The 26,981-nt window shown below is 58.2% G+C and carries 29 protein-coding genes and 1 tRNA gene; 15 read left to right on the top strand and 15 right to left on the bottom strand.

Annotated features, from left to right (window positions below; genetic code table 11):
* The first annotated feature begins 9 nt into the window (after positions 1–9).
* A complete protein-coding gene (locus EYD00_RS13405) occupies positions 10–786 on the top strand; it encodes an AraC family transcriptional regulator (RefSeq protein ID WP_034496341.1) in 777 nt (258 codons plus the stop codon).
* Here the strand turns inward: EYD00_RS13405 and EYD00_RS13400 are convergent, their stop codons facing one another.
* Positions 787–1,674 carry an NAD(P)/FAD-dependent oxidoreductase gene (locus EYD00_RS13400; RefSeq protein ID WP_004439323.1) on the bottom strand — a complete coding sequence of 296 codons (888 nt, stop codon included), beginning with the start codon at positions 1,672–1,674 and terminating at the stop codon, positions 787–789.
* Between the two features lie 152 nt (positions 1,675–1,826).
* On the opposite strand from EYD00_RS13400, the gene EYD00_RS13395 reads away from it, so the two are divergent.
* The gene (locus EYD00_RS13395) at positions 1,827–2,285 is read left to right on the top strand and encodes an Rrf2 family transcriptional regulator (protein WP_004439321.1); all 459 of its coding nucleotides are present in this window, start codon (positions 1,827–1,829) and stop codon (positions 2,283–2,285) included.
* A 77-nt stretch (positions 2,286–2,362) separates the two neighbouring features.
* Here the strand turns inward: EYD00_RS13395 and EYD00_RS13390 are convergent, their stop codons facing one another.
* Together EYD00_RS13390 and EYD00_RS13385 are read right to left on the bottom strand one after the other, a co-directional pair.
* Entirely contained in the window at positions 2,363–2,680 is a 318-nt protein-coding gene (locus EYD00_RS13390) for a hypothetical protein (RefSeq protein WP_004439319.1), read from the bottom strand.
* 73 nt (positions 2,681–2,753) lie between these two features.
* Positions 2,754–4,196 (bottom strand): aminotransferase-like domain-containing protein, encoded by a 1,443-nt coding sequence (locus EYD00_RS13385; protein ID WP_044459963.1) that lies wholly within the window; start codon positions 4,194–4,196, stop codon positions 2,754–2,756.
* 104 nt (positions 4,197–4,300) lie between these two features.
* Between EYD00_RS13385 and EYD00_RS13380 the strand changes: the two genes are divergently transcribed.
* The gene (locus tag EYD00_RS13380) at positions 4,301–5,176 is read left to right on the top strand and encodes a DMT family transporter (RefSeq protein ID WP_004439316.1); all 876 of its coding nucleotides are present in this window, start codon (positions 4,301–4,303) and stop codon (positions 5,174–5,176) included.
* 13 nt (positions 5,177–5,189) lie between these two features.
* Here EYD00_RS13380 and EYD00_RS13375 read toward each other — a convergent pair whose 3' ends face one another.
* The 4 genes from EYD00_RS13375 to EYD00_RS13360 all read right to left on the bottom strand — a co-directional run bounded on the left by EYD00_RS13375 (position 5,190) and on the right by EYD00_RS13360 (position 8,016).
* Positions 5,190–6,287, bottom strand: a complete 1,098-nt coding sequence (locus EYD00_RS13375) for a glycoside hydrolase family 25 protein (protein ID WP_004439315.1) — start codon at positions 6,285–6,287, stop codon at positions 5,190–5,192.
* Between the two features lie 174 nt (positions 6,288–6,461).
* Positions 6,462–6,650 carry a YegP family protein gene (locus EYD00_RS13370; protein ID WP_004439314.1) on the bottom strand — a complete coding sequence of 63 codons (189 nt, stop codon included), beginning with the start codon at positions 6,648–6,650 and terminating at the stop codon, positions 6,462–6,464.
* An 82-nt stretch (positions 6,651–6,732) separates the two neighbouring features.
* Entirely contained in the window at positions 6,733–7,431 is a 699-nt protein-coding gene (locus EYD00_RS13365) for a type 1 glutamine amidotransferase (RefSeq protein WP_004439313.1), read from the bottom strand.
* Positions 7,432–7,566: 135 nt separating this feature from the next.
* Positions 7,567–8,016 carry a DoxX family protein gene (locus EYD00_RS13360; RefSeq protein WP_004439312.1) on the bottom strand — a complete coding sequence of 150 codons (450 nt, stop codon included), beginning with the start codon at positions 8,014–8,016 and terminating at the stop codon, positions 7,567–7,569.
* 133 nt (positions 8,017–8,149) lie between these two features.
* Here EYD00_RS13360 and EYD00_RS13355 point away from each other — a divergent pair, with 133 nt between their 5' ends.
* On the top strand, positions 8,150–8,455 hold the full coding sequence (locus EYD00_RS13355; protein ID WP_034496346.1) for an Rdx family protein: 306 nt from the start codon (positions 8,150–8,152) through the stop codon (positions 8,453–8,455).
* Positions 8,456–8,574: 119 nt separating this feature from the next.
* Positions 8,575–8,661, top strand: a tRNA-Leu gene (locus EYD00_RS13350).
* 221 nt (positions 8,662–8,882) lie between these two features.
* Here EYD00_RS13350 and EYD00_RS13345 read toward each other — a convergent pair.
* Positions 8,883–9,293 carry a pilus assembly protein N-terminal domain-containing protein gene (locus EYD00_RS13345; protein WP_004439310.1) on the bottom strand — a complete coding sequence of 137 codons (411 nt, stop codon included), beginning with the start codon at positions 9,291–9,293 and terminating at the stop codon, positions 8,883–8,885.
* Positions 9,294–9,707: 414 nt separating this feature from the next.
* Between EYD00_RS13345 and EYD00_RS13340 the strand changes: the two genes are divergently transcribed.
* The 9 genes from EYD00_RS13340 (at position 9,708) to EYD00_RS13300 (ending at position 18,614) form a co-directional block, all read left to right on the top strand.
* Positions 9,708–9,893, top strand: a complete 186-nt coding sequence (locus EYD00_RS13340) for a Flp family type IVb pilin (RefSeq protein ID WP_004439309.1) — start codon at positions 9,708–9,710, stop codon at positions 9,891–9,893.
* Positions 9,894–10,016: 123 nt separating this feature from the next.
* Positions 10,017–10,529 (top strand): A24 family peptidase, encoded by a 513-nt coding sequence (locus tag EYD00_RS13335; protein ID WP_004439308.1) that lies wholly within the window; start codon positions 10,017–10,019, stop codon positions 10,527–10,529.
* Between the two features lie 127 nt (positions 10,530–10,656).
* Positions 10,657–11,463, top strand: coding sequence for a Flp pilus assembly protein CpaB (cpaB, locus tag EYD00_RS13330; protein ID WP_004439307.1), 807 nt, complete (start codon positions 10,657–10,659; stop codon positions 11,461–11,463).
* The gene (locus tag EYD00_RS13325) at positions 11,460–13,043 is read left to right on the top strand and encodes a type II and III secretion system protein family protein (RefSeq protein WP_004439306.1); all 1,584 of its coding nucleotides are present in this window, start codon (positions 11,460–11,462) and stop codon (positions 13,041–13,043) included. Before cpaB ends, EYD00_RS13325 begins: the two co-directional genes overlap by 4 nt.
* 56 nt (positions 13,044–13,099) lie before the next feature.
* Positions 13,100–13,780, top strand: coding sequence for a CpaD family pilus assembly protein (locus EYD00_RS13320; protein ID WP_004439305.1), 681 nt, complete (start codon positions 13,100–13,102; stop codon positions 13,778–13,780).
* Between the two features lie 34 nt (positions 13,781–13,814).
* On the top strand, positions 13,815–15,098 hold the full coding sequence (locus EYD00_RS13315) for a CpaE/TadZ family protein (protein WP_004439303.1): 1,284 nt from the start codon (positions 13,815–13,817) through the stop codon (positions 15,096–15,098).
* 33 nt (positions 15,099–15,131) lie between these two features.
* Complete coding sequence (locus EYD00_RS13310) at positions 15,132–16,598, top strand: TadA family conjugal transfer-associated ATPase (RefSeq protein ID WP_004439302.1); 1,467 nt, start codon at positions 15,132–15,134, stop codon at positions 16,596–16,598.
* 15 nt (positions 16,599–16,613) lie between these two features.
* Positions 16,614–17,618: a type II secretion system F family protein gene (locus EYD00_RS13305; protein ID WP_004439301.1), complete on the top strand. Its 1,005-nt coding sequence runs from the start codon at positions 16,614–16,616 to the stop codon at positions 17,616–17,618.
* A gap of 9 nt (positions 17,619–17,627) precedes the next feature.
* On the top strand, positions 17,628–18,614 hold the full coding sequence (locus EYD00_RS13300) for a type II secretion system F family protein (protein WP_004439300.1): 987 nt from the start codon (positions 17,628–17,630) through the stop codon (positions 18,612–18,614).
* A gap of 71 nt (positions 18,615–18,685) precedes the next feature.
* Here EYD00_RS13300 and EYD00_RS13295 read toward each other — a convergent pair whose 3' ends face one another.
* Positions 18,686–19,510 carry a tetratricopeptide repeat protein gene (locus tag EYD00_RS13295; protein WP_004439299.1) on the bottom strand — a complete coding sequence of 275 codons (825 nt, stop codon included), beginning with the start codon at positions 19,508–19,510 and terminating at the stop codon, positions 18,686–18,688.
* Between the two features lie 142 nt (positions 19,511–19,652).
* Here EYD00_RS13295 and EYD00_RS13290 point away from each other — a divergent pair, with 142 nt between their 5' ends.
* Entirely contained in the window at positions 19,653–21,047 is a 1,395-nt protein-coding gene (locus EYD00_RS13290; RefSeq protein ID WP_004439298.1) for a leucyl aminopeptidase family protein, read from the top strand.
* Between the two features lie 42 nt (positions 21,048–21,089).
* Here the strand turns inward: EYD00_RS13290 and pncB are convergent, their stop codons facing one another.
* The 6 genes from pncB to EYD00_RS13260 form a co-directional block, all read right to left on the bottom strand.
* The gene (pncB, locus tag EYD00_RS13285) at positions 21,090–22,394 is read right to left on the bottom strand and encodes a nicotinate phosphoribosyltransferase (protein WP_004439297.1); all 1,305 of its coding nucleotides are present in this window, start codon (positions 22,392–22,394) and stop codon (positions 21,090–21,092) included.
* A gap of 210 nt (positions 22,395–22,604) precedes the next feature.
* Positions 22,605–22,964 carry a hypothetical protein gene (locus tag EYD00_RS13280; RefSeq protein ID WP_004439296.1) on the bottom strand — a complete coding sequence of 120 codons (360 nt, stop codon included), beginning with the start codon at positions 22,962–22,964 and terminating at the stop codon, positions 22,605–22,607.
* Between the two features lie 93 nt (positions 22,965–23,057).
* Positions 23,058–23,909, bottom strand: coding sequence for a C40 family peptidase (locus EYD00_RS13275; protein WP_004439295.1), 852 nt, complete (start codon positions 23,907–23,909; stop codon positions 23,058–23,060).
* An 18-nt stretch (positions 23,910–23,927) separates the two neighbouring features.
* Positions 23,928–24,272, bottom strand: a complete 345-nt coding sequence (locus EYD00_RS13270) for a MarR family transcriptional regulator (protein WP_022555421.1) — start codon at positions 24,270–24,272, stop codon at positions 23,928–23,930.
* A gap of 360 nt (positions 24,273–24,632) precedes the next feature.
* Positions 24,633–25,739: a DUF475 domain-containing protein gene (locus EYD00_RS13265; protein WP_004439293.1), complete on the bottom strand. Its 1,107-nt coding sequence runs from the start codon at positions 25,737–25,739 to the stop codon at positions 24,633–24,635.
* A gap of 279 nt (positions 25,740–26,018) precedes the next feature.
* Complete coding sequence (locus EYD00_RS13260) at positions 26,019–26,936, bottom strand: DMT family transporter (protein WP_006699764.1); 918 nt, start codon at positions 26,934–26,936, stop codon at positions 26,019–26,021.
* Positions 26,937–26,981: the final 45 nt, after the last annotated feature.

Genomic DNA, 26,981 nt, shown 5'->3' with positions numbered 1-26,981 from the left:
GAGGGCATCGTGCAGGCCCCCGCGAGCGACGGTTTCGAGCGCATAGAAGCGCGCTTTCACGGTAATGCTTACGCGCCGCACCGGCATGATACCTATGCGCTGGGCGTTACGCTCTCAGGCGTTCAGACCTTTTCCTATCGTGGCGCATCGCATTTCAGCATGCCCGGAAATGTGATCGTGCTGCATCCCGACGAAGTTCACGATGGCGGCGCCGGCACGGATGAGGGCCTGCGCTACCGCATGCTTTACCTTCCGCCTGAAAAGATGATGCAGGCAGGACATAAGTCGCTGCCTTTTTCCAAACATCCCGTTATCGAGGACGAGGCCTTTCGCCTATGCCTGATCGAAGTGCTTGCCAACCTCGAAAGCGAGCCGGACAATCTACTTGTGACAGACTGGCAGGCGCGACTTGCGGATCTGCTCTGCAAACATTCGAATGAAAGAACTGGGAATATCAAGCGAGTTGACAGGGCGGCCGTCCTGCGGTGCAGGAATTACCTGCTGGAGAACAGCGCCGCAACCGTGGGGTCGGAAGAGCTGGAAGAGATAAGCGGGCTCGACCGCTTTACGCTTTTTCGGCATTTCCGTTTCCTGTTCGGAACGAGCCCGCACCGTTATCTCATCATGCGGCGGTTGGAAAAATGCAAGGAGATGATGCGGGCCGGTGGCAGCCTTGCGGAAACAGCCTTCGCCTGCGGGTTCGCGGATCAGGCACATTTCACGCGGCATTTCAAAAATGCCTTCGGCATGCCACCGGGGCGCTGGCTCAACCTCGTTTCACACTGATCATTGCGGAAACAGGATCGACCGATGCGCCGCCGCACCGGCCATTGCGCCGTCGCCAACCGAAAGGGCGACAGAGCCGGCAGCCCTTGCCACATCGCCGCAGGCAAATATGCCGGCAATGGTGGTCTGTTTCATCGGATCGGTAACGACGGTCGATCCCATCGGTCCTTCCTCGATGGCGCAGCCAAGTTTTTTTACCCAGTCTGAGGCGATACGCAATTTCGGCTGGGTGAAAAGGCCCGCCAGTGCAACATTACGCCCATCCACCAGAGCGATATCCGCATGTCCGGCGATTTCCCGGATATGCGTTTTTTCCACATGGACCCCGCGAGCAGACAGAAGCGCATCCTGATCAGCATCCGGCTCGAAGACGCCATTGGTAAAGAAGGTCGTCTCCCCCCAGTCCGGGAGCATCAGTGCATGATGTATGGCCAGAGGTGAAGCCGCGATAACGCCGATCTTTCCCTGATCCAGTTCGTAGCCATGGCAATAAGGGCAGTGGAAAACAGAGGACCCCCAGCGGTCCTTCAGCCCGGCTATATCCGGAAGTTCGTCGGTGACGCCCATGGCGAGAATGAGACGGGCGCCGCTTTCACGGCGACCGCCATCGATTTCAACCTCAAAGTCACCAAAAGTCCCTTCCGCATCCGTTACCCTCCCCCGCGCCCACTCGATCGTCGGGTAGCGCTCGATCTGGCTACGTGCCTCGCTCACGATCTCGCCGGGCGCCTTGCCGTCCTGCCCAAGAAAACCATGGGAGTGGCTGGCAAAGCGATTTCGTCTTTCGCCTGCGTCCACCACCAGAACCCGCTTCCTTGCGCGGCCCAGCTGCAGGGCGGCGGATAACCCGGCGTAACTGCCGCCTATTATGATCACGTCGAATTTCATGATGCACCCATAGTTTGAGACCGACCGTAACCGCGGTCCATATCATGCTACTTATACTGTTACATGAAAGATCGAGTCAATGGTCATGCAACTTATATTGTTACGTCAGCCGGAGGGTGGTAAGCGTGAATGCAAACAGGCGGGCTTCAACAATGAGACACGACACGCGACTTTCCCGGGTGCTGCATATTCTGATCCATATGGAAAAACACGAGGGCGCGGCGACTTCGGAAAGTATCGCAGCCATGTTGCAGACCAATCCGGTGGTGGTGCGCAGGACGATGGCGGGCCTGCGCGAGCAGGGATATGTTTCTTCGGAAAAAGGACATGGCGGAGGATGGGTTCTGGCGCGCCCACTCGATGAGATTACATTACTCGATATCTACAGAGCGCTTGGCGCACCCGGACTGTTCTCTATCGGGCTGGCAGGTGACAATCCGGATTGTGTTATTGAACAGGCAGTCAATGCTGCACTTTTCGAGGCCATGACCGAGGCGGAGAGCATTTTGTTATCCCGCTTCGGAAATATTACGCTTTCGGCGCTGGCGGCAGAATCGATCACCCGCTGGTCAAAAGTCTCCAATCATCCTTCCGCCATGGACCAGCTCTGAGCGAGCAAACCAGCGATTGCTCAATCGAAAAAACCGCCTGCTCGGAAGCAGGCGGCTTCATCATGTCCAGTCAGCCATTAAGGCTGGGTCTGGGTTCCACCCGTGTTCGGACTTGCCGGGGCGGCGTTATTTGCCGGCGGCGTTGCCGGGGTAGTCGGTGCCATCGGTGCCGGCGCCTGGTCCGTCGCAGCGGGTGGCGTAGTGGACGACGTCGTGGCCGGATCGGTGGTCGGGCCGCTCATCTGCGACCAGGCGAAGACGCCCACCAATACGACGACGATGATTGCCAGCCATGGCACCCAGGACGACGAGGTGCGGGCACGCGGTTCGTTATTGATATTCAGTTCCGGACGAAGATCGCGGTCCGGACGCGGGTTGTTGGGATCGAATGTCATGGTGTTTCCTCCTCTTCATTCTGCCGAGAAAACGACGTTCCCGCGATTTTGTTCCGATCAGTCGCCCCTGCGGTCAGGACGAAGGTGAAACGGGCGGCTGACGAAGAGCGTCTGCAAGCACGGTCATGACGTGTGGACCACCCATTTGCGACACGTTGAAACGCATGAAACCGGACGCGCTCTGCGAGGAACTGAACACATTCCCCGGCGCGAGCACCAACTGCTGCGCGAGCGCGCGGCGCGCCACATCGGCAGCATCCGCGCCTTCCGGCAGGCGGCACCATAAAAACATGCCCGCCTGCGGTTCGATCCACGGCACGCATCCAAGTGAGATGAGGCGCGCCGCCGACTCCGGCATCGCCGCCGCAAGCCGCAGACGAAGCGCCTCGACATGTTTGCGATAACTGCCATCCGTTAGAAGCGACAGGACCAGCGCGGCTGAGAAATGCGCTCCGCCAAAAGCGGTGGCGATCTTGAGGTCGGTCAACGCTTCCACCCACGCCAGGGGCGCTGCTATGAAACCGCAGCGCACGGAAGCCGACAGTGTTTTTGAAAAACTACCGATCTGGACAACGCGGTTCAGGCCGTCGAAGGCCGCCAGACGCGGGGCGGCCTGAGTTTCGAAATCGGCGAAAATATCATCCTCAATGATGGTCAGTCCCGACTGTTCGGCCAACATCAACAAACGGTGGGCATGAACGGCGGAGAGCCGCGCGCCAGTGGGATTATGGATCGCGGAATTGGTGATATAGAGCCGTGGCCGGTGCTCTTTCAGCGCCTGCTCGAAAATAGGCAGGTCCGGCCCTGTAGGTGTATAAGGCACGCCAATGGCCCTGACGCGGTGCGCGCGCAAAAGGGCGTGGAAATTGAAATAACATGGATCGTCGACGATTACTGTATCTCCAGGCTGCAGCAAAAAGCGGCACAGGAGATCGATTGCCTGGGTACCGGAATCGGTCAGCATGATCTGGCTGGCCCCGGCCTGAACCCCGTGATCGGCCAGCCTGCGCGACAGGAGCTGCCGCAGCGGCAGAAGCCCCATCGGGCTCGCATAATCCGTCAGCAGGGCGGCATCCGCGCGCGCAAGCCCCCTGATCGCCCGCCGCATTGCCTCTTCCGGCATCCAGGACGCGGGAAGCCAGCCGCAACCGGGCTTGGCAAGGACGGACCCTTCGTCCAGCGCCTGACGGGATACCCATAGCGGGTCCACCGCCCTGTCAAGCCGGGGCTCGATATCGGCGAGAGACAGGGGCGCAAGCGGACCGGCTACAAAAAATCCGGAGCCCGGCCGCGAGCTTATCGTGCCATCGGCCACCAGCCGGTCATAGGCTTCGACAACAGTGGAGGTGGAAACGTGCATGGCTTTCGCCAGCCCGCGCACCGAAGGCAGGCGCGCGCCTGGAACGAGGCTGCGCGAAGCAATGCGCTGGCGAATGCTCGCCATGACCTTTTCTATGCGCGTACCGGGTTCGATCTGCGCGAGGGTTGAAAACCGCCCGTCCACAACTCTCTCCATCCGTACTGGAACATCAACCATAACAGTTTCTTTAAATTGTACATGACTGTCGCTGTTGCCGCCAGCAGTTCCGGAGGAAGAAGGACAAAATGCAGGAGATGACGATGGACAAGGCGACAAGCGGCTGGCTGAACGGTCTGACGGGCGTGGTGATATTTAGCGGCTCGCTGCCCGCCACGCGCGTTGCGGTGACGGGTTTCGATCCCGTGTTCCTCACTGTGGCCCGCGCCAGCATTGCGGGTCTATTGGCGGTGGTGCTGCTGCTTGTTTTCAGGCAAAAGCGCCCGGCGCGCCATGATCTGACATCGCTCTTCATCGTCTCGCTTGGGGTTGTCGTGGGCTTTCCGCTGTTGACGGCGCTTGCCCTCCGACACGTTACCTCGGCGCATTCCATTGTTTTTGTCGGGCTGTTGCCGCTGGCCACCGCAATCTTTGCGGTTCTGCGCGGAGGCGAGCGCCCGCGCCCGGCCTTCTGGCTCTTTTCCTGCGCGGGCAGCGCCCTGGTGGCGGGCTTTTCGATGTGGAATTCATTTTCGACCGGGCTTGAGGCCTCGCTTACCGGTGATCTCCTGATGCTCGGCGCAATCATCGTCTGCGGACTTGGTTATGCAGAGGGTGCCGCCCTTTCCCGCAGGCTGGGGGGCTGGCAGGTCATTTCCTGGGCGCTGGTTCTCTCCCTGCCGGTGATGCTGCCGCTCGCGTTTTTCACAGGGCCGCAAACGCTCGCCGGCATCGATCCCCAAGCTTGGGGCGGCCTTGCCTATGTTTCCCTGTTCAGCATGCTGATCGGCTTCATCTTCTGGTATCGCGGCCTGGCGCAGGGCGGCATTGCGGCAGTCGGACAATTGCAGCTGCTGCAGCCGTTCTTCGGCCTCGCGCTTGCCGCAACCCTGCTGCACGAAGAGGTAAGCCCTGCCATGATTGCCGTTACGCTGGTTGTGGTGCTGTGCGTCGCGGGCGCCAGAAAATTCGCGCGCTGACACGGGCGATCCTTCAGCTGGAACGGCGATCTACCCAGCGGTGCCACGCATCTTCGCTGCCGTTGAAGACATTGAGATCGATGCGGCCATCGACGCCATGTGACAGGCCCGAGCCGGAATATTGCCAGAACAGCCATTTGCGACCGGGATAGACCACCGATGGGTGCTGGGCGACGGCGCGCAGCCAGAAAGGATAGTCCAGGAACTCGCCGGTCAGGTTATCCTTGTAAAAATCCGGCGCGGTATAAATGATAGGCCGCTGCCCGTAATGGCGCTCGAGCTTGTTCATGAAGACGCGCATCTTTTCCAGAACGCGCTCACGGGAATGGCGCATCTTGCAGCTCGACTCGCCGTTATATTCCACATCGATCACCGGTGGCAGCGCGTCGGGATCGCGTGGCACGTTGCGAATGAACCAGTCTGCCTGTTCGCTGGCCGAACGGCACCAGTAGAAGAAGTGATAGGCGCCACGGCGAATGCCCGCGGCCTTTGCACCCTGCCAGTTGGTGCGGAACATCGGATCAAGGTGATCGCCGCCATCCGTGGCCTTGATGAAGGCGAAGTTGGCCCCGCGGGTGCGCAGCAACGGCCAATCGATATTGGCCTGCCAGCGCGACACATCCACGCCGTGCACCTGGAAATGCCGCGGCTGAACCCGGCCGAAATTGATCGGTTTCGCATCGCTGAAGCTGGAACGGAAAATGCGGGAGCGGATCTGCGCACCGGCGCTCGCCGCCGGAGCCGCCGCCATGGCCAATTGGACCGGACGCTCCATCGGCCGTTCAGCCGGCCGTATCATCCCGGCCTGCGGCGGGACCGGCAAACGGATTTCAGGCGCATCCTGCGGCAGCGACGCCCTCGGCGTTACGGCGGAAAAAGCCTTGGGCTCTTCCGGCACCGGCCCACCCCAGGCCAGTACTTCCTGCCGCGGTTGAGCGGTTATCGGCTGCGAGCCGACACTTGCCTGCGGCACCGGCGCTGATGGCGTGACAGAACTCGTGGTTTCCTTTGACGGCAAGCCGGCAACCAGGCTTTCCGGACCGGAACTGGACGTGCAGCCGCCAAGCAGAAGGCAACCGAAAAGAAGTGCTGGCACAGCCGAAGAACGCATGAGAACCCGTACGCAAAACAAATCGGGGGCGCACTGGCGCCACCCGGAGACCTCGAAATACAAATGCTAACGGAAGATTATCAAAAAAGACTGAATCTTATCTTTACGCCGGCACCCACCAATGCGCCCTTCATTTCTGGCAGGTAAATTGCATTCCGGTTCTCATTGTACGACTCAGGCCGTCATGGTGCTGAGATCAACGGTATCGGCGCCGGGGGAATTTCTCTTGATCGACTCGATCGCGTGAATGGCCGAGGCCTTGGCCTTATAGCCTTCAGAGACAAACATCGTCTCGCCGTTCGAAGCCTTGAAGCGAAAGCGAAACTCTCCGGCTTTGTCTTGATAGATCTCGAATTTGTACATGGGCTTTGCGGCTCCTTCGCGCTGAAAATTGAACTCCACGCAATTCTGGTCTGGCACCATGATATTCGCAACAGAAAATTCGTCAGATGAGCCGCACCCAGGCACGGGCAATCTCCAGACCCGCTGCATCCGCCATCCCTGCGTGCAGGTCGCGATGATCGGGATATTGTGCCAGCCAGCCGGGCGCCATTTTTTCGATGGAAGCGGGAAAGGCCTCGCACCAGCCGTCAACGACTGCGGCGGAGGCCTCGAAATGGAACTGTGTGCCATAGACCGCCCGTCCGAGGCGAAAGGCCTGATTCCGTGTCGCGGCATTGGTCGCAAGCCGGGTGGCACCGGGTGGTAGTGTAAATGTATCGCAGTGCCATTGAAAAATCGGAAAAGCTCTATCCAGCCCGGCCAAAAGCGGATCGGATATGCCCTCTTCCGTGAGGGACACCTTTTTCCAGCCGAATTCCGGTGGACCGGAAAGAATATTATCGCCACCATAAGCGCGGGCCAGCAGCTGGCTGCCGAGGCAAACACCCATGACTGCCCTGCCCGCATCGCCAAAGGTTTTCATCAAACGCGCAAGCTCTGGAAGATAGGGATAGAGGGCATCGTCGAGTGCGTTCTGCTCTCCGCCCAGAACGATAAGGGCATCATGACCGCCCGCATCTTTCGGAAGCGGTTCCCCCGCATAGGCGCGAATGACGTGTACCTCCGCATTTGCCTCCGCCAATGCCACGCCGAGTTGTCCATGCGGCGTGCCCGCCATGTTTTCGATAATTGCGACGCGCATGCGACCTCTTGATGATAACAGATGATTCAGCCGGCGGGTTTCGCCGATTGAATCCAAGCTTCATCATGATGAAACGGGATTTTCAAGAGGTACGGCAGCAGTGGCGTGGCACAGCATGGGCCCTGCCACTGGATATTAGAATTCCCGCGAGAGCTTCGCGTCGACCGAATGCCGGTTGCCGCCCCGAATCGCGAAGAACAGGAAAATCGCCGCCCAGAGAATCGATTTTTCCGCACCGCCCAGACCTTCCGCCTTCACCACACCATGGAACCAGACCGTTACCAGAAGGACGATCATGGCGGCGAAGGATGCCGGCCGCGTGAAAAGGCCGATGGCGATGAAAATACCGCCGAAGAATTCCGTTGCCGCCAGCAGCGGCGACCAGAAGACGCCCGGGTAAAAACCGAGGCTCTCCACCATGCCGACCGCCCCGAAGGGATTGAGAATCTTGCCGAACCCATGGGTAACCAGCAGAAGTCCCGCCGTGACACGCAAAATGGTCTCCACCACATCGTGTGTCCCGTTATAAAGCGGTGCAACGGCGGGAACGAACAGACGCTGACGATTATTGTCGAACTGGGCCATAGGATCTCTCTGTTTGAGCATTCGATTGACTTATCTGTTCGCAAAGCCCCGTGATAAGAACAAGCATATGCCGGGTAAAACATGATCGTTAAAGTTAACATTATCGTGACTCGGCCGCGAAGGAGACGTGATGATGACCGACACCACACCGCGCATAACGATACGCTACTGCACCCAGTGCAACTGGTTGCTGCGGGCTGGATGGATGGCGCAGGAGATCCTGCAAACCTTCGCCTTGGATATCGGCGAAGTGAGCCTTGTCCCCTCGACCGGCGGCGTGTTCGAGATCGGGGTGGACGGTACCATTATATGGGAACGTAAACGTGACGGCGGTTTTCCCGGCCCAAAAGAGCTCAAACAGAGAATCCGCGACATCATCGACCCGGACCGAGACCTCGGTCATGTCGACAAGACGAAGCACGAAGGCCTCGACACCTGACCCGGCGACGGGTTTCAACAGCATCAGACAAGTTTTTTCCCTTTAAAATCAATGACCGTCATAAAAGTTCAAAAAGCCTGTTGACACCGGGCGGCTGCCCTCGTACATCGCTCTCCGTCGCCCAGATGGCGGAATTGGTAGACGCGCCAGCTTCAGGTGCTGGTACTCGCAAGGGTGTGGAGGTTCGAGTCCTCTTCTGGGCACCATTCCATTTTGATCTTAGCCAGATCAAATACTTAGACGAAAAAACAGCAACATTTGGCCCTCCTGCAGAACGCAGGGGTACATGTTGCGGTTTTTCGTTTTGCTGACGTCCAGCGCGAATCTTACCCTTAGGAAAAGATGCAGATGACGAGCCAAGGCTCACGCCTTCACGTCATCGAATACGGCGGCTCGATCGTTCGGATTTGAGGCGGACCAAGCCTTGTTAAGGCTGGGCGTCTTTGTCGCCACTGTTTTGCGAATGCTGCTCACAATTGGGCGTACAGGAAAGAACGGTTCGCTCCGTCTGGCGGAAAACACGGACCGTATTGCCTTCATCAATGGAGACGAGAATCCGCTCATCGACGATTGGATTCCCTTCGGCGTCGAGAAGTACGAGATTTGTCGTGCCGAAACTGCGGCCTGTCAGAACGATCGTGGTGGCGTCGGCAACCGTGGCATCGGCAACTTTCGAGTTGCCGACGATAACCTTGCTGACAGGACGGTCGAGACGGAGGACGCGGGCGTGGTTCATCGAGACGCGCAATATGTCTTCCTGGGCAAAACCGGGCTGGAACGCCCCTCCCAGAATGACCGACAAGCCGACCACAATTTTCGTCAGTTTTCCGGATGACACGCTTTTTGCCCTTGCTCACTAATCAGCAGTTTACCGCGTCAAAGAATGCGTGGTTTTAGTGAATGAAGCGTTAAGTGACGAAAATGCGTGATGCGCACGGTAACCATGCATAATTCCTGGCATTCCCGACCTGCGCCGCCCCGCATCATAACTGAACATCTGTGTCTCATTGAGAAATACGTTTTCCCAAAATGAGAACAGCCCTTCGACAGAATATGTTTGTTTATAAGTAAATATAGAAATGCATTAAATACTTTTCATATTTATTTACCAAAGGAAACTCATCCTGCCGTTTACTTTGAGTTAATCGTTTTTTTTAAGCGCTTGGAAATCGCTCGTCTGTAGTTTGAAGGCAACCGAACAACGGAGAACAGTTGTCGGCGTGCTGAACTACACAAGAGTTAGGAGATACTCATGACCAAGATTTTCGCTCGTTTCCTCAAGGACGAATCCGGCGCTACGGCAATTGAATATGGCCTGATTGCTGCCCTGCTGTCCGTCGCAATCGTTGGCGGTGCAGGCGTCGTCGGCACTCAGCTCGACGCGCTCTTCGACCGCATCGGCGGCGTAATGACGACTGCCCGCAACACAACTTTCTAATTGCTTCCAATCTGAAATCGAAATGCCGCTCAAAACTTGTGAGCGGCATTTCACATTGTGTTCAATACCTGGAATACCTGTGCACGCCGCCTGTAAGTGTTCGAATAAACGGGAGTTTCCTTCATGGTTATAGCCGTCATCTTCCTGGCACTTCCGCTTTGCCTTGCATTCGCGGCGTTTACCGACCTGCTAAGCATGACTATCCCCAACCGGATTCCGCTGATTTTGCTGCTGTCGTTCATCGTGATCGCGCCTTTTTCCGGCATGGGCTGGCATACTTTCGGAATGAGCCTTGCCGCGGCGGGCGTAGTTTTTGCTGCCTCCTTCGCGCTTTTTGCGGCAAACGTCATGGGTGGTGGAGATGCGAAACTCCTGACTGGCGCAGCGGTGTGGTACGGCTTCAACGTTTCCCTTGTTGAATTTCTGCTTTCAGTGACATTCGTTGGAGGACTGCTGACCCTCGGCATTTTGCTCTTGCGGTCGCGCGCCCAGGAAATCATGGCCAGCGGCATTCCCGTGCCGGCTTCGCTGCTCGTGGCAAAAAAAATTCCCTATGGGATCGGCATCGCCATTGCAGGGTTCCTGACCTATGGTGACGCACCGATAGTAAAAGCGGCAATCGCCAGCCTCTCCTAGAGAGAATTACTGCGTTGCCGGAATTAAGGCATCATTAACTACAAATCCAAGCACAATATTAACCATAATTACACCAATCGCGCGCCATCCTGAGGGGAGAAGAATCTGATTCCCTCAAGGATCGAGCATGAAACCGTCGCGTATCGTCATTATGTCCGTTGCTCTGGTGGCTGCCGGTCTTGCCGGCCTTGTCGCCATGAATATTTCCGGGACGAAGCAGGTCATCGAAAAGGCGGAAACGATCATCCAGAAGGAGCCGACGGTCAACGTTCTGGTTTCTTCAGTAAATCTTCCCGTCGGCAGCCGCCTGAATGACAGTTCTGTTCGCTGGACGCCCTGGCCGCAGGGCAACGTGGTCGATAGTTTCATAACCGACACAAAAAATCCGGACGCGATTAAAGACCTTGCCGGTGCAGTCGTGCGGTTGCCCCTATTCGAGGGCGAGCCGATACGGCCGGAAAAAGTGGTCGATTCCAATGCACGCATCATGTCTTCGCTTCTGCCGGCGGGCAAACGCGCCGTCGCGACGGAGATTTCCGTTTCAACCGGTGCCGGCGGTTTCGTTCTGCCCAATGATCGCGTCGACGTCATCATGGTCCGGAAGGGTGACGGCGGTAATTTTCTGACAGAGAATGTCTTGAACAACGTCCGCGTCCTGGCAATCGACCAGCAGATCAAGGAAGGCGAAGACGGCATTTCTGCGGTCGTTGGCGCAACAGCGACACTGGAACTGACCCCCGAACAGGCAAAGATCATAACCGTCGCGCAGCAGATGGCGGATCGCCTGACGCTGGCCTTGCGATCCGTCGCCGATGCGCAGGAGAACGATACATTATCAGCCGGTTATCTTCTCAACGGCGGTGCAGGGCAGCCAGAAATCCAGGTGATCAAATCGGGCTCCATCGTCAAGGGCGGTCAAGGAGCAACACAATGACCGGGGGGTTCATGACAAGACGTCTGGCAAAAGACCTACGTTCATCATTCGTTGGCGGGCTGGCGTTCTGCGTGGCCTTCTCAGGCGTTCCGGGCCCGCATTCGCCCGAATTTCTGCGCTTCAGTGAAGCAAAGGCTCAAAGCGCCAGTATCGTGCGGATCACTGAAAGCGGCTCGGGCATCCGCAAGCGGCTGAAGCTTGGTCTCAACAAGGCGCTGGTCATCGACCTGCCTGAGGACGCCCATGACATTCTTGTCGCCGATCCCAGCCTCGCGGATGCGGTAACGCGTACATCGAAACGCATTTACCTGTTCGGAAAAACAGTCGGTCAGACCAATATCTTCATTTTCGGCGAGGGTGGGCGCGAGATCGTCAGCCTTGATCTGGAAGTGGAGCGGGATATTGTTGGTCTTGAAGCCAATATTCGTCGCTTCATCCCTGAATCCGACATCAAAGTCGAAATCGTCTCCGACAATATCGTTCTCACCGGATCGGTACGCACACCGCAAGATTCGGCGCGTGCAGTTCAGCTTGCCGAAGCCTTCTTGAAAGGCGGTGAAGCCACCACCCGAAATATCTCGCTGACGGGCGGAAATAACGGGGGTGACGCAGCAATTTTCGCCGAAAATCGCCAGGTATCGCAGATCGTCAATATGCTGACGATCGAGGGCGAGGACCAGGTGACACTGAAGGTGACCGTCGCTGAAGTCAGCAGACAGGTGCTGAAGCAACTTGGCTTCAACGGCTCGATCAGCAGCTCGACAAGCAACAACGGTTTCGAGTTCTCAAACCCCTCCAACCTCGGGAATGCCATCGACAGCGCCACGCGCATCGCCAGCGGCGCGATTGGCTCCGGCTCCCTGAGATTTGCCTCTTACCTGAATGCCATGGAGCAGGCGGGAGTAATGCGGACATTGGCGGAACCGAGCCTCACGGCGATCTCTGGCGAACAGGCCAAATTTTATGTCGGCGGGGATTTTCGAATTGCTGCGGAACAGGATGTTTCGCTCGACAAGGACACAGGTATCGCGACCGTCAAACGCGAAACGGAAACAGTCGACTACGGTATCACTTTGAACTTCAGGCCAGTGGTGCTTTCACCGGGCAGGATAAGCCTCAAGATAGAGACCAATGTGTCCGAACCGACCTATGAGGGCAATGTTGTCACCGGAAATTACGGGCGCAACATCCCGGGTTCGACCTACATGTCCGTTCGTAAACGTGAGACATCGACAACGGTCGAGCTTCCGTCGGGCGGTTCGATCGTGATCGCAGGTCTCGTTCAGGACAATATCCGCCAGGCCATGTCGGGGCTTCCGGGCATGTCGAAAATCCCCATTTTCGGCACGCTTTTCCGCAGCAAGGACTTCCTTCGCAACGAAACGGAACTTGTCATCATTGCAACGCCCTATCTGGTGCGCCCGGTCGCGCGCAACCAGATTGCCCGCCCGGATGACAATTTCAATCCTGAAAACGATGCCGCCATGTATTTCATGAACCGTGTCAACAAGGTCTATGGCCGCAAGGATCAGGTTCAGGCAGCTCCCTATCAGGGATCAGTGGGGTTCATCTACAAATGACGACACGCGCACGAAACCCCCTCTTCAGAACAGGCCTCCTCAGGTCAGGAAACAGCATGCGGGAAACATCCTCCTCTTCTTCCCTGGGGCGCGCCGGTCTCGTCGCCATGGTTGCGCTCACCGCCGGCCTTCTGCAAGGCTGTGCGCGCGATCCGCTCACGACCAACGCCATTCCCGACGATTACCGGACCCGCCATCCGATCACCCTGTCGGAAGCGGAACATTCGCTTGATATCCCGGTTTCGGCAGGCGATAGCCGTCTCACCACGGCGATGGCGGACAATATACGTGGTTTCGCCCAGAATTATGCGTCGATGTCGACGGGTGTCATCAACATCCAGATGCCATCGGGATCAGCCAATTCGGCAAGCGCCGCTAGAATGGCGAAACAGATCCGCACTACGCTGTCCGGCGCCGGGGTCGCACCGGGCAAGATCATGGAGACACGTTATGCGGCTTCGCCGAACGGCGACTCCGCCCCCATCCGACTGAGCTATGTCGCTATTACCGCCATGACCGGGCAATGCGGCCAATGGCCGGAAGACCTTTCGGACAACACCTTCGCCAACAAGAACTGGTACAATTTCGGGTGCGCTTCGCAAAGCAATCTCGCGGCTCAAGTCGCCAATCCGATGGATCTGGTCGGCCCGCGCGGCATGAGCCCCATCGATGCCGAGCGCCGCGCAGTGGTTATCGATACGTATCGTAACGGCAAGAACACGGCCACCGCAAACTGATGCGGTCCCAACAATTGTCACGGCAGGAAAGACGATGAGCGCTGTAGAATACGACATCAAGTCAAGCGACGGAGCAGACACCCTGCAGCCGGTGCGCACCTCCGATATGGACCGCCTGCGGCCCCTGCCCCGCATCTCCATCCACGCCTTCTGCGTCAGCGACAACATGCAGGGCGTCATGGACGCATTGTCCGGTGACAGGCGCATGAGCAAGGTAACATTGCGGGTGACGAAGGGTGACATCAACGCTGCGGCCACGATGTTCTCTGCCTCGCCTACGCCAAATCTCATCATTCTGGAGACGGCAAGCGCGCCGGCTTCGCTGCTGGATGATCTTGCTCCTCTCGCGGAGGTTTGCGACCCCTCCACCCGTGTCATCATTGTCGGCCGCCACAATGACATAACGCTCTATCGCGACCTCATCCGCAACGGTATTTCCGAATATCTGGTCGCCCCGGTCAACATGGCCGATCTTCTGGCTTCGATCGCCGCGATCTTCGTCGACCCCGAAGCGGAGCCGCTTGGCCGCAACATCGCCTTCATTGGCGCCAAAGGTGGGGTGGGCTCCTCGACGGTCGCACATAATTGCGCCTTCGGCATCTCGACCCTGTTTTCGACGGAAACCATTCTCGCCGACATGGATCTGGCTTATGGCACAGCCAATATCGATTTCGACCAGGACCCGGCCCAGGGCATGGCGGAAGCGGTTTTCTCGCCGGAGCGGCTGGATGAGGTATTTCTCGACCGCCTTTTGACGAAATGCTCCGATCACCTATCGCTGCTCGCGGCACCGTCGCTTCTTGACCGGACTTACGATCTAGACCGCCAGGCCTTTCTGCCGATCCTTGAGGTTTTGCAGCGTAGCGCCCCCGTCGCCGTCCTCGACCTTCCCCACCAATGGTGCGACTGGACACGGGCTGTGCTTGCGGAAGCGGATGAGGTCGTCATTACCGCGGTTCCGGATCTTGCGAATCTTCGCAACACGAAGAACCTGTTCGACGCGCTGATAAAACTGCGCCCCAACGATAAATTGCCGCATCTCATCCTCAACCAGGTGGGCATGCCGAAGCGACCCGAAATCGCTCCGGCGGATTTTTTCGACCCGCTGGAAATCGAGCCGATTGCGATCATTCCATTCGAGGCGCAATTGTTTGGAAACGCCGCAAACAGCGGACGCATGATTAGCGAAATGGATGAAAAATCCCAGATCGCAGAAACCTTCTCGCAAATTGCCCATACCATCACCGGTCGCACGGTGCTGCGCAAAAGCCGGCGCGGCGGTCTGGACAGAATTAAGAATATTCTCAAGCGCAAGTAGGGATTCCCTCCGCGCCTATTGACGGAAACGCCGATGTTCGGAAAACGCGGGGCCGAGGGCCCAGCCAGAAGCACGAAGCCGGATCCCCTCGCACCTGTCCCCATGCAGGTGGCGGCGCCCGAGCCGCGCTCTCTCTCCATCGACACGCTCGAGCCGGGCCAATCACCCGTAGCGCGACAGATGGCGGTCACGCAGCCGGCGCAAAAAAAGCGCGCCCGCACGGAGGATTATTACAATACCAAGAGCCAGGTATTTTCCGCGCTCATCGATACAATCGACCTTTCGCAGCTCGCCAAACTTGATGCGGAGAGCGCGCGCGAGGAAATTCGCGATATCGTCAACGACATCATCACGATCAAGAATTTCGCAATGTCGATTGCCGAGCAGGAAGAACTGCTTGAAGACATCTGCAATGACGTGCTCGGTTATGGGCCGCTTGAACCCCTTCTTGCCCGCGACGATATCGCCGATATCATGGTCAATGGTTCTGGCCAGACCTTCATCGAAGTCGGCGGCAAGACCATCGAATCCGACATCCGCTTCCGCGACAACGCGCAATTGCTTTCCATCTGCCAGCGCATCGTCAGCCAGGTTGGCCGACGTGTGGATGAATCGAGCCCCATATGCGACGCCCGCCTGCCGGACGGCTCGCGCGTCAACGTCATCGCGCCGCCGCTCGCCATCGATGGCCCGGCGCTGACAATCCGAAAATTCAAGAAGGACAAGCTTACGCTCGACCAGCTCGTGCGTTTCGGTGCGATCACACCCGAAGGCGCGACCCTGCTCAAGATCATCGGTCGTGTCCGCTGCAACGTCGTCATCTCGGGCGGCACCGGCTCCGGCAAGACCACGCTTCTCAATTGCCTGACGAGCTTCATCGACAGGGATGAGCGCGTCATTACCTGCGAAGACACCGCCGAACTGCAGCTGCAGCAACCGCATGTCGTCAGACTCGAAACGCGGCCTCCGAACATCGAAGGGGAAGGTGAGATCACGATGAGGGATCTCGTCAAGAACTGCCTTCGCATGCGGCCGGAACGCATCATCGTCGGCGAAGTGCGCGGACCGGAGGTATTCGACCTGCTCCAGGCGATGAATACCGGCCATGACGGTTCAATGGGAACGCTGCACGCCAATACACCACGCGAGTGCCTCAGCCGCATCGAATCCATGATCGCCATGGGCGGCTTCACCCTGCCGGCCAAAACCGTGCGTGAAATCATCTCGGGATCGATCGATGTCGTCATTCAGGCGCAGCGCCTGCGTGATGGTTCACGCCGGATAACCCAGATCACGGAAGTGATCGGCATGGAAGGCGACGTGATCGTCACTCAGGATTTGATGCGATACGAAATCGAAGGTGAGGATGCCAACGGCAAACTGATCGGCAGACATGTATCGACGGGCATCAGCAAACCCCATTTCTGGGACCGTGCACGCTATTATGGCGAGGAAAAACGCCTGGCCGCCGCGCTCGATGAAATGGAAAAGACCTCCTAAGGGAAAGCGACCGCCATGGACCCGACAATCCTCTTATTGGCCGCACTCGTCGCCGTTTCGGCGGGCGCGCTCGCTTACGCTTTTCTTTTCCAGCAGATAGAGGTCGAAAAAAAGACCACCAGCCGCTTCAAGCGGGTCCAGGCCGCGGAGACGGACCACACCAACATCAAAGCCGCACGTGACCGCGTGCATGAGCTCAGCAAACGCCGTAAATCCATGCAGGACAACCTGCGGGAAATGGAGAAAAAACAAAATGAGAGGGCAAAAAAGGCCAAAAATGTCGGTTTGCGCGAAAAGCTCGTTCAGGCAGGGCTGACGCTGTCTCTGCGACAGTTTCAGCTGCTGAGCGTCGGCGCGGCGGGCTTTGCCACCCTCATCGCACTTCTTTATGGCCTGTCATTGCTTATCGCCCTACCGATAGGCGCCGTTATCGCGCTGGGGCTGCCGCGCTGGGCACTGGCGTTCCTCCTCAAGCGCCGGCAGAAAAAATTCCTCGAAGAGTTTCCCAACGCACTTGATGTCATGTGTCGCTCGATCAAATCCGGCTTGCCGCTGAACGACGCGGTGCGATTGATCGCATCTGACGGGCAGGAGCCGGTGAAAACTGAGTTCCAGCGGGTTGTCGACGCGCAGCAGGTCGGCATCGGCATTCCGCAGGCGATCGAGCGCATGATGCTGACAATGCCGCTTTTCGAAGTGAGCTTTTTCAGCACCGTCATCAACATTCAGGCGCAGGCCGGCGGCAACCTCTCCGAAGCGCTGTCGAACCTTTCAAAAGTTCTGCGCGACCGCAAGAAGATGCGTGCCAAGGTGAATGCACTTTCGATGGAGGCAAAGGCGTCTGCGGTCATCATCGGTTCGCTGCCCTTTGTCGTCATGATGCTGGTGCACTTTACCTCGCCCGAATATCTATCGGTGCTTTTTACCGATATTCGCGGCCATATCATTCTTGGGGCGTCAGCCGTCTGGATGTTGATCGGGATATTCATCATGCGCCAAATGATCAATTTCGATATTTGAGGGCGCAGAATGAGTGGGAGTTTTCTTTCGAGCCTCACCAATCCGCAAACGATCGTCGCCGTTCTGGTGACGCTGGCGGTTTTCGCCACCCTTTATACGCTCATCATGCCGGTTTTCGAGCGGAAGGATTTTGCCAAACGCATGAAAGCCGTTTCGTCGGAACGCGATCTCATCCGCAGCCGCGAGCGCGAGCGGCTTGCGACCGTTACCAGGGAAGGCAAAACCTCCTTGCGCGGCAACAATAACAAGTCCGCCCGGCGCATCGTGGAGAAATTCAACCTCCAGGAAGCGCTTGCGGACAAGAACACGATGAACAAGCTGCGGGCAGCAGGGCTTCGTTCCCAAAACGCGTTCAACACGTTTCTCGCCGCCCGCTTCATCCTGCCTTTCATTTTTCTGGCCGTAGCCTTCACCTGGATCTTCGTGCTCGGCAATCTTTCCGACAAAGCCTTCATCGTCCGGCTGATGGCTGTGTTACTGTTCGGCTATATCGGTTTCTATGCTCCCAATATTTATGTGTCGAACCGCATGAACAAACGGCAGGCGTCGATCAAGAAAGCCTGGCCGGATGCGCTCGACCTCATGCTGATCTGCATCGAATCCGGCGTGTCCATGGAGGCCGCGATGCGCCGCGTGGCAGAGGAAATGGGTGAGCAGTCCCCCGAACTGGCTGAAGAAATGATGCTGACGACGGCGGAACTGTCGTTCCTGCAGGACCGGCGGGTCGCTCTCGAGAATTTCGGCACGCGAACACAGCTCGAAGCCGTGAAAAGCGTGGTGCAAGCGCTTATTCAGGCGGAACGTTACGGAACGCCGCTCGCTCAGGCGCTGCGCGTTCTCGCACAGGAAGGCCGCGACGAACGCATGAACGAAGCGGAGAAAAAAGCAGCTGCACTACCGCCGAAGCTGACCGTGCCGATGATTGTATTTTTCCTGCCGGTCCTCATCGCCGTCATTCTAGGCCCTGCCATCATCCGCGTGCTGGACACGTTCTGAAAAACATTTCGCCCGAATTTAGCGGCGACGCGTCAAGTTCCGGATATAAGGACGCGGCATCGCGCGAAGCATCAGCCCGCCGGCTTTCCGTCTTTTTTTGCGAGCTGCTGCCAGGAATTTTGCTGGGACAGCATTGCCCGCAGATAAGTCAGGTTTGCCTGGGCCTGCTGCGGCGAGAGTTCCTGTACCGCAATGCGCTCTGCTTCGGCGAAGCGACCCTGGAGGCCGACAACGAGCGCGAGGTTCTGGCGAACGCGGCTGTCGGCGCCAGGCTGGGCGATGGCCGATTGCAGGTAGGTTTCGGCAGTGCGCGGATCGCTCGATAGCACATAGGACATGCCGAGATTTGAGAGCACGCTCGGATCGTTCGGCTTCAGGTCAAGCGCCTGCCGATAGCGGGAGCGGGCTTCGCTGGAACGTCCAAGCTGGTCGAGCACCGCGCCTTCGGCCGAATAGAGGCGCCAATCGGGTCGATCGGGTGTCTGCGCCCGCTGGATGGTTGAAAGCGCCTGCTCCAGCTGTCCCGCGGCCGCCTGTGCCTTGCCATACGCGGCAAGCACGTCGCGGTCGGCGGGATTGGCGATGGCTATCTGCTGCATGACTGCAAGAGCCTGCGTGTTCTTGCCCGTCATCATCAAGACGCTGGCATAATTCATGCCCACCGACTTGTCCTTGGGATTGCGTTCATAGGCTTTGCCGGCGGTTTCTTCCGCCTGGCGAAGCTGGTCCATGTTCATGTGATCATAGGAGCGCGCGGCGGCGGGAATGGAGCCGGTAGACATCCGGTCCGGTTTGTTGGTGCTTGCACATCCAGAAACCGCAAGAACCAATGCTGCAAAACACGCGCCCCGCAGCAACCCTGTCCGGCCTGTCTCAGCCAAAGAAAAAGCAGTCATGGCAGCGCCCTCGCCCAAGAATGATCAATCTTGCGCCCGACAAACGACAGACTCACATGACGCAACTTTCGCTTAAGCAATAATCTGTTAACCCTAACAGAGCGTTAATCGCACCGATTCTCGACATTTACGGAAGCATATAATGGCGCCCTATCAGTTCATCGAACGCCCGACCCCTTTCAGCTCAAAGGCAGGCAGTACACTGCCGGTTTTCGCAGTCACGCCCGCCCACATCGAGCAGGGCGCCATTGACCCCGTCGCTCTGGACTGGGCAAAGAAAGCAGGGTTCAAGGCGGAGGCCGGTGCCATCCTGCTCGTTCCCTCTGCCGATGGTTCGCTCGGCGGCGTGCTTCTCGGCCTTGGCGGCAATCCCTCTGAAATACCGTTCATCACCGGCAAACTCGCCCGCGAACTGCCTGAAGGCGAGTGGCACATCGAGACCGCACCACTGACGGCCAATCGCCTCGCTCTCGGTTTCGGCCTCGGCAGCTACCGCTTCGACAAATACAAGACCACCAAAACCAGCGGGGCGAAGCTGCTCATTCCCCAGGATGCCGAAGACGGCGAGATCAAGCGCATTCTCGCGGGCGTCTTCCTCGCGCGCGATCTCATCAATGTGCCTGCCAACGACATGGGACCGGATGAGCTGGAGATCGCTTTCCGGGGCCTTGCCGCCCATTACAAGGCGAAGGTGAGGGTGACCACCGGCGACGACCTGCTGAAGGAAAACTTCCCCCTCATCCACGCCGTCGGCCGCGCCAGCGAAAGCGCACCACGCCTTCTGGAAATGAACTGGGGTAAAAAGGGTAATCCGCGTCTGACGCTTGTTGGCAAGGGCGTGTGCTTCGACACCGGCGGTCTCGATATAAAACCCGCAGCGTCCATGGCCCTGATGAAGAAGGACATGGGCGGCGCCGCCAATGTCCTTGGCCTGGCGCTGATGATCATGGACGCGAAGCTGCCGGTCGACCTGCGCGTCCTCGTGCCCGCCGTCGAAAACTCCATCTCTTCCAACGCCTTCCGTCCCGGCGACATTTACCGGAGCCGCAAGGGGCTGACGGTGCAGATCGACAATACCGATGCGGAAGGCCGCCTCGTTCTGGCGGACGCTCTGGCCTATGCCGATGAGGACGCGCCAGACCTGATGATCGACATGGCAACATTGACCGGCGCCGCCCGCGTCGCGCTCGGTCCCGATCTGCCGCCCTTCTACACTGACGACGACGATCTGGCCCATGACATCGCTGAAGCCAGCATCGATACCGACGATCCGCTGTGGCGCATGCCGCTCTATATGGGATACGACAAGGACATTCGCTCGCGCGCGGCCGATATTACCAATGCGCCTTCCGGCGGCATGGGCGGATCGATCACCGCCGCGCTGTTTCTCAAGCGTTTCGTGACCAACACCCGGCGCTGGGCGCATTTCGATATTTACGGCTGGTCGCTGAGTGAAAGGCACCACTCATCGATCGGTGGAGAAGCGCAGGGTATTCGCGCCCTCTTCCATTATATCGCACATCAGTTCACGAAATAGCGGCTTTAGGGGCGCTTCGTCGACCGGAGCGCCCCGCTTTGATCAAACCAGAACCTTCTGTTCCTTGTGATCTTCCTGGCCGAAGAATTTCAGGTAACGCTCCACTTCGGCCGGTTCACCGGTTGCTTTTTGCGGATTGTCCGAGAGTTTCACAGCCGGCCGGCCATTGGCATCGCTGACCTTGCAGACGATGGAGATCGGCTTGAGGCTGGCGATGGTTTTTGGCGCGCAGCCAGCAAAATCATTTGTGAGGTTGGTGCCCCAGCCGAAGCTCATGCGAACGCGGCCTTCGAAATGCCTGTAAGTGTCGATGATGGCATCGACATCGAGGCCATCGGAGAAGATCAGCATCTTCTTGCGCGGGTCGCGACCCATCTTCTGCCACCACTCGATGATCTTCTCGCCACCCTCGATCGGCGGTGCGCTGTCCGGGCGGAAACCCGTCCAGTCAGCCACCCATTCCGGCGCATTGCGCAGAAACGCCGCCGTGCCGAAGGCGTCGGGCAGAACAATCAGCAGGTTGCCACCATAAAGCCGGTTCCAGTCCTTCAGAACCTGATAGGGCGCGGCAGCCAGCTCCTCATCAGTCTGCGCCAGCGCCGCGACCACCATCGGCAGTTCATGCGCGTTCGTCCCGACGGCTTCAAGGTCCGAATCCATGGCGAGCAGCACGTTGCTCGTACCGGTAAAGGCCGGCCCGATGCCTTCCTTCAACGCCTCGACGCACCAGCGCTGCCACAGAAAGCTATGGCGGCGGCGGGTGCCGAAATCGGAAATGCGCAGGCCCGGCAGTTCCCGCAGCCGCTCAACCTTCTCCCACATCTTGGCCTTTGCGCGGGCATAGAGAACATCCAGCGTGAAATAACCGAGCGAGCGCATGGCGCTACGCGAACGCAACTCGTTGATGATGGCGAGCGCCGGGATTTCCCAGAGCGTCGTATCCATCCAGCGGCCGTGGAAATTCAGCTCGTACTGCCCGTCGCGCTTGAAAAGCTCATATTCCGGCAGCTGATAGCTTGATAGCCAGGAGAGAAATTCCGGCTCGAAAATCTGCGAGCGGCCGTAAAACGTGTTACCCGCAAGCCAGATATTCTCTTTTTTGGAAAGACGCAGCGTACGCGCATGATCGAGCTGTTCGCGCAGCTCCATCTCGTCGATCTCCTCGGCCAGCCGCACCGTCTTGGTGCGGTTGATCAGCGAAAACGTCGCGTCGACTTCCGGATAAAGCTTCCAGATCATCTGCAACATCAACAGCTTGTAAAAATCCGTATCGATCAGGCTGCGGACGATCGGGTCAAGTTTCCAGGTATGATTGTGGACACGGGTGGCTATATCGGTCTTCGTCATACTTGTATTCCCCAGTATCGGCCAAAGGTCAGAATAGCCGATGTCAATCCGCACCCCGGCAGGTATCAACCCGTCATGCGGAAGATTTATCTGAAAAAGCGACAACAAGTCCAGAGCACCGGCCCGGCAAATGCCTCACCAGGCCGCCCGCGCGTTGATTTCCCGGCAACCTCATTATCGTTTTCAGCCAGGGGCTACGGGCACGCCGCGTCAGAAAGTCGGATCAACGGGATTGATGCCGGGGTACCAATCCTTGGAAACGGGGTTACGTCCGCCAAAGCTGGAAATACCGTTTTCATCGGTGCAGCGGTAACCCTGGACGGGAAGTCCGCGACTGCCGAAGACGGTCCGGTAGGGCCCACGTGAATATCCGGTACTTCCCAGTTCGCTATGGCAGTTATAACGGACCTTGGGTTGGAGCGTTCGAGGGTCTTTTACACCGGGCAGGTTGGCATAGGCGTCGGGTGCCGGGGCAAAACCGTTCTGGAACACCGTCTGGGCCTCTGTCGAAGTGCTCAATAGGACCGCCGCGAGGATCGCTGCCAATCGTGCCGCCGTTCTTGTCTTCATCAGTGTCCGTCCCGTACCATTATTGACAGCATGTAGGCCGGCGACGGCTGTCGCACAAAGGGCAAGACGGGAACAATTTCGTGAAGCGCTCCCTCAGTCCTCCATGCGACGGAACGCCGTCGGCTTTTCATAAAGCCAACCGATGCGCTCAATGGCTGCAGCGAGATTTTCGCGCGCGACATTCATGGTATGGCCGTTGGCGTGCAGCAGCGTTTCCTCATTTTCCATCAGCCCGACATGGCCTTTCCAGAAAACCAGATCGCCGCGCCGCAACTCGTCCCGCTCTATTTCCACACCGAGCGATTTCACCTGCATGTCGGTATCGCGCAGCACCCGCCGGCCTGCCATCGCCATGGAAAGCTGTACGAGGCCTGAACAATCGATACCAAAGCCGGAGCGACCGCCCCACAGATAGGGGGTTTCGATGAAGCGCAACGCCACCGCGACATAGTCGTCGTCAGGGGCAGCATCGACGGTCCGGCAGTGGGCGGCAATGACGCCTTCGCCATTTTCGGTCATGAGATACCGGGTGCCACGGGTCTCCTCTTCACCGACGATCCGGATCAGGCTGCCCATGGACAGCGCCGCCACCGGTGGCTTGCGCAGTTCGGCCGAAGGATAAACAAAGGTACGGGGAGCAACGATACGGTGAGTGGCCGCGACGACATCACCAATGGCCGTTTCCGGCACGTAACCCGCATAACCATCCGCATCCGCCTGCACCCAGGCCCAGCCGTTCGCCCTGTCGAAAACGCGCAGGGTCTCGCCGAACAGCAGTTCGGTATCGATACCGGCGACAAGGTCCGGCGTGGGCCGCAGGCCGATGACAGGTACCACGACCTGTGCGGGAGATCCGCTGACGAAACGATCGGCCTGCACCGCGCCTTGCAGTTTTTCGTCGGCGAGATCGGAGCGGAAGATATTCAGGCGGCGGTCGAGCATCATGGGGTTCACGTCCAGAGGTTAGATATGACGGGCCTGATCAATAATCAGATCGCCGAATTTTTCCAGATAAAGCGCGCCTGCGACGGTGCGCTTTATCACGACATTGCGCCTGTCCCGCTCATCCCGGGCCCGGTCAACCAGCCCTAGCGCGCCGAGACTGTCGAGCGCGCGGGTGATGACCGGCTTGGTCACGCCCAGCAGGCCGGCGAGGCCGCGCACGGTATGCGGCGGCGGCACAAGATAAATCTGCAGCAGGATGGCCGTCTGACGCAAGGTCAAATCGGGCGCATCGGCCGTGACCTGCGCCATCGAGACGCGATGCCAGAGCCCGAGGGCGGCCGTGGGCGAAAGTTCTGCAGGCAAGCCGATAAACCTTCCAGTCGTTGTCCTATCGTTTTCATGCAACAGCGCGAAAAACTCAAGAACCATCCCCACAAACAGAACCGCCGCACGGCGCAGATCCGAAAGATCGCGCGGCGCGGCGGTAATTGTTGACCCATTTTTGGGCCATATGTCCCCTCTGGACTTGCAAGATGAGATGCAGAAATCGTGCCAGTTTTGCTGCGCCGCACAACTATATTTTAAATCAGGGACTTAATGGATAAATGACGCGCGCGGCGAAGGCGTTTGCAAGGCGTAAATGGCGATAAAAAGAGGCAAGAACGAACTCAATGCTTAAAAACTGTCTCCCGCCGTGACGGCGGAAGACAGGGGTATTGTGGATCAAATCTCTGCGCCGCGTGCGGCATCGACTGCATCGGCATTCTGCTGCCGATTATAGCGGATCGACGACCAGAGCGAGATACCGATCAGGGTTGCGCCGCCAAGGCCCGTGATGACTTCAGGTATATGCACCATGGTCTGCACATACATGATGACCGACAGGATCAGGATCGCATAAAAGGCGCCGTGCTCCAGATAGCGATATTCGGCGAGCGTTCCTTTCTCGACCAGCATGATCGTCATCGAGCGCACGTACATGGCGCCGATGCCGAGGCCGATGGCGATGATGAACAGGTTCTGCGTCAGCGCAAAGGCACCGATCACGCCATCGAAGGAGAAGCTGGCGTCAAGCACTTCGAGATAAAGAAACGCACCGAAACCGCCCTTCGCTGCGCCTTCCAGCATTTCCTGGCTACGATCGAGAATGCCGCCGACAACTTCTACCAGCAGGAAGGTCAAGAGACCCCAGATCGCCGAATGGAAGAACGTGTTGGCCGCGACCGGACCGAGTTCCGGGTTGTCGCTGGCGCCGATGATGCGCGAAAAGATCAACATGACAACAAGCACGAAGGCGATCTCGATGCCCTTGACGGAGGAATAGGTCGCAGCCTTTTCCTCGATCCAGCGCACCCAATGCACGTCCTTTTCATGGTCAAAGAAGAAGTTGAGACCGACCATCATCAGGAAGGTGCCGCCGAAAGCCGCTATCGGCAGATGGGCGTCCTGCATGATTTCCGCATAACGTTCCGGCTGGGTTGCCGCCATGACGATGGCCGTCCAGGGACCGACATTGGCGGCGACGACAACGATCAGCAGCGGGAAGACGATACGCATGCCGAAAACGGCAATGAGAATGCCCCATGTCAGGAAGCGGTGCTGCCAGACCGGCGTCATGTCCTTCAGCTTGTTCGCGTTGACGATGGCGTTATCGAAAGAAAGCGAGATTTCCAGCACCGCCAGAACGACGCAGATGAAGAAGATCGTCGCGGTACCGCCAACCGTACCGGTCATTTCCCAGCCAAGATAGCCGCCGAGGATGAGACCGACGATGGTGACGATAAAAGCCCACTTGAAGTAGGAGAGCGTGGTTTTCTGGGCAGCGCTCATGTCCGGTCACCGTTCATTACGAGGACGGTTGCAGACCGACGCGGGGCGTCAGGCCGCACGCAGAAAGCACGCGCGCGAAGCACATTCAGGTTTTTCATAGTTTTTAATCCGCCGGCGAATTTTGCAGGCGGTACCGACATCACGAGAGCGCCGTAAAACTCTCGCCAGAGGGGCCCGGCACCTTTGTTTCCTCTGCCCTTGCGAGACAAATCATCGCAGGGCCCCTTCTTACTCCCTGAAGATCACGCCTTCGTCAAGTCCCGTGATCGCAACCAGAGATCAAACCTGCTCTGCGGCCAGATCTTCGGCGGTTTCGCGACGGCGTTTGAGCGTATTTTCGCGAAAGAAGATGTAAAGGCCCGAAAGAACAATCAGGCCCGCGCCGACCACGATACTTGTCTGGGGCACATCGCCGAAGAACAGCCATCCAAAAATGACCGCCCAGAGCAGCAGCGTATATTGCAGCGGCGCAACTGTTGCAGCATCGGCAAGTTTGAGCGCCCGGTTGACCAGCACATGCGCCGCCATGGCGACGACGCCGAGCAGGCCGAGGAAGGCAAGATCAAAACCGGATTGCACCGGCAGCCATCCCGATGGCGTGACGAGCACGGCGACAATGCCCGCAAGCGCCGCGCCGATGATCTGCCAGAAGGCGAGCACCGTGTCGGGCGTATTGCGCAGCTGGCGGCCGGACAACATCATGAATGCAAAGGCAGCGCTGCCGAGGATAGAAAAGAGTGCAGCGGAGGTGAGGCTTGCCGAGCTCGGCTTGAGCGCGATGAGAACGCCGACAAAACCGATGCCAATGGCCGTCCATCTACGCCAGCCGACCTTTTCTCCGAGCAGAAACGGGGAGAGCGCAGCCACGTAAATCGGCGCCGCGAGCCAATAGGTCATGACGTCCGCCAGGGGCAGCGCCGCGACCGCGAAATAGAAACAGAAAAGCTCGGCCGTGGAGAAAAAGACGCGCGCCGCCTGAAGGCCGGGCCGCTCGATTTTCACGAGGCCGGAGAGGCCGGCTCTCCAGACGATCGGAACAAGGATGACCAGCGCCGCGGCGCTTCGGATAAGGATCACCTGGCCCTGGCTGTAGGTCGATACGAGCCATTTCCCCATGGCGTCGTTCAACGCAAACAGCAGCATTCCAAGCAGCATCACGGCCACGCCGAGGCCCGTCGGCGAAAGCTTTTTTATCATAGTCGACATGTCAGTTCCGATCTCCCAATGGTTGCATTGGTCGTC

The sequence above is a fragment of the Agrobacterium sp. 33MFTa1.1 genome (assembly GCF_004328495.1).
Lineage (GTDB): Bacteria > Pseudomonadota > Alphaproteobacteria > Rhizobiales > Rhizobiaceae > Agrobacterium > Agrobacterium pusense.
The sequence above is the reverse complement of the archived record's forward strand: the minus strand, read 5'-3'. Positions and strand labels throughout refer to the sequence as shown.

Excerpts from the sequence above, each read along its gene's own strand:
- EYD00_RS13375 (WP_004439315.1), bottom strand. The coding sequence starts at position 6,287 with ATGCGTTCTTCGGCTGTGCCAGCACTTCTTTTCGGTTGCCTTCTGCTT.
- pncB (WP_004439297.1), bottom strand. The coding sequence starts at position 22,394 with ATGACGAAGACCGATATAGCCACCCGTGTCCACAATCATACCTGGAAA.
- EYD00_RS13395 (WP_004439321.1), top strand. The coding sequence starts at position 1,827 with ATGAGACACGACACGCGACTTTCCCGGGTGCTGCATATTCTGATCCAT.
- EYD00_RS13275 (WP_004439295.1), bottom strand. The coding sequence starts at position 23,909 with ATGATGCTCGACCGCCGCCTGAATATCTTCCGCTCCGATCTCGCCGAC.
- EYD00_RS13370 (WP_004439314.1), bottom strand. The coding sequence starts at position 6,650 with ATGTACAAATTCGAGATCTATCAAGACAAAGCCGGAGAGTTTCGCTTT.
- cpaB (WP_004439307.1), top strand. The coding sequence starts at position 10,657 with ATGAAACCGTCGCGTATCGTCATTATGTCCGTTGCTCTGGTGGCTGCC.
- EYD00_RS13325 (WP_004439306.1), top strand. The coding sequence starts at position 11,460 with ATGACCGGGGGGTTCATGACAAGACGTCTGGCAAAAGACCTACGTTCA.
- EYD00_RS13290 (WP_004439298.1), top strand. The coding sequence starts at position 19,653 with ATGGCGCCCTATCAGTTCATCGAACGCCCGACCCCTTTCAGCTCAAAG.
- EYD00_RS13340 (WP_004439309.1), top strand. The coding sequence starts at position 9,708 with ATGACCAAGATTTTCGCTCGTTTCCTCAAGGACGAATCCGGCGCTACG.
- EYD00_RS13360 (WP_004439312.1), bottom strand. The coding sequence starts at position 8,016 with ATGGCCCAGTTCGACAATAATCGTCAGCGTCTGTTCGTTCCCGCCGTT.
- EYD00_RS13265 (WP_004439293.1), bottom strand. The coding sequence starts at position 25,739 with ATGAGCGCTGCCCAGAAAACCACGCTCTCCTACTTCAAGTGGGCTTTT.
- EYD00_RS13400 (WP_004439323.1), bottom strand. The coding sequence starts at position 1,674 with ATGAAATTCGACGTGATCATAATAGGCGGCAGTTACGCCGGGTTATCC.
- EYD00_RS13280 (WP_004439296.1), bottom strand. The coding sequence starts at position 22,964 with ATGAAGACAAGAACGGCGGCACGATTGGCAGCGATCCTCGCGGCGGTC.
- EYD00_RS13305 (WP_004439301.1), top strand. The coding sequence starts at position 16,614 with ATGGACCCGACAATCCTCTTATTGGCCGCACTCGTCGCCGTTTCGGCG.
- EYD00_RS13300 (WP_004439300.1), top strand. The coding sequence starts at position 17,628 with ATGAGTGGGAGTTTTCTTTCGAGCCTCACCAATCCGCAAACGATCGTC.
- EYD00_RS13320 (WP_004439305.1), top strand. The coding sequence starts at position 13,100 with ATGCGGGAAACATCCTCCTCTTCTTCCCTGGGGCGCGCCGGTCTCGTC.
- EYD00_RS13390 (WP_004439319.1), bottom strand. The coding sequence starts at position 2,680 with ATGACATTCGATCCCAACAACCCGCGTCCGGACCGCGATCTTCGTCCG.
- EYD00_RS13295 (WP_004439299.1), bottom strand. The coding sequence starts at position 19,510 with ATGACTGCTTTTTCTTTGGCTGAGACAGGCCGGACAGGGTTGCTGCGG.
- EYD00_RS13380 (WP_004439316.1), top strand. The coding sequence starts at position 4,301 with ATGGACAAGGCGACAAGCGGCTGGCTGAACGGTCTGACGGGCGTGGTG.
- EYD00_RS13335 (WP_004439308.1), top strand. The coding sequence starts at position 10,017 with ATGGTTATAGCCGTCATCTTCCTGGCACTTCCGCTTTGCCTTGCATTC.
- EYD00_RS13365 (WP_004439313.1), bottom strand. The coding sequence starts at position 7,431 with ATGCGCGTCGCAATTATCGAAAACATGGCGGGCACGCCGCATGGACAA.
- EYD00_RS13310 (WP_004439302.1), top strand. The coding sequence starts at position 15,132 with ATGTTCGGAAAACGCGGGGCCGAGGGCCCAGCCAGAAGCACGAAGCCG.
- EYD00_RS13260 (WP_006699764.1), bottom strand. The coding sequence starts at position 26,936 with ATGATAAAAAAGCTTTCGCCGACGGGCCTCGGCGTGGCCGTGATGCTG.
- EYD00_RS13385 (WP_044459963.1), bottom strand. The coding sequence starts at position 4,196 with ATGGAGAGAGTTGTGGACGGGCGGTTTTCAACCCTCGCGCAGATCGAA.
- EYD00_RS13315 (WP_004439303.1), top strand. The coding sequence starts at position 13,815 with ATGAGCGCTGTAGAATACGACATCAAGTCAAGCGACGGAGCAGACACC.
- EYD00_RS13355 (WP_034496346.1), top strand. The coding sequence starts at position 8,150 with ATGACCGACACCACACCGCGCATAACGATACGCTACTGCACCCAGTGC.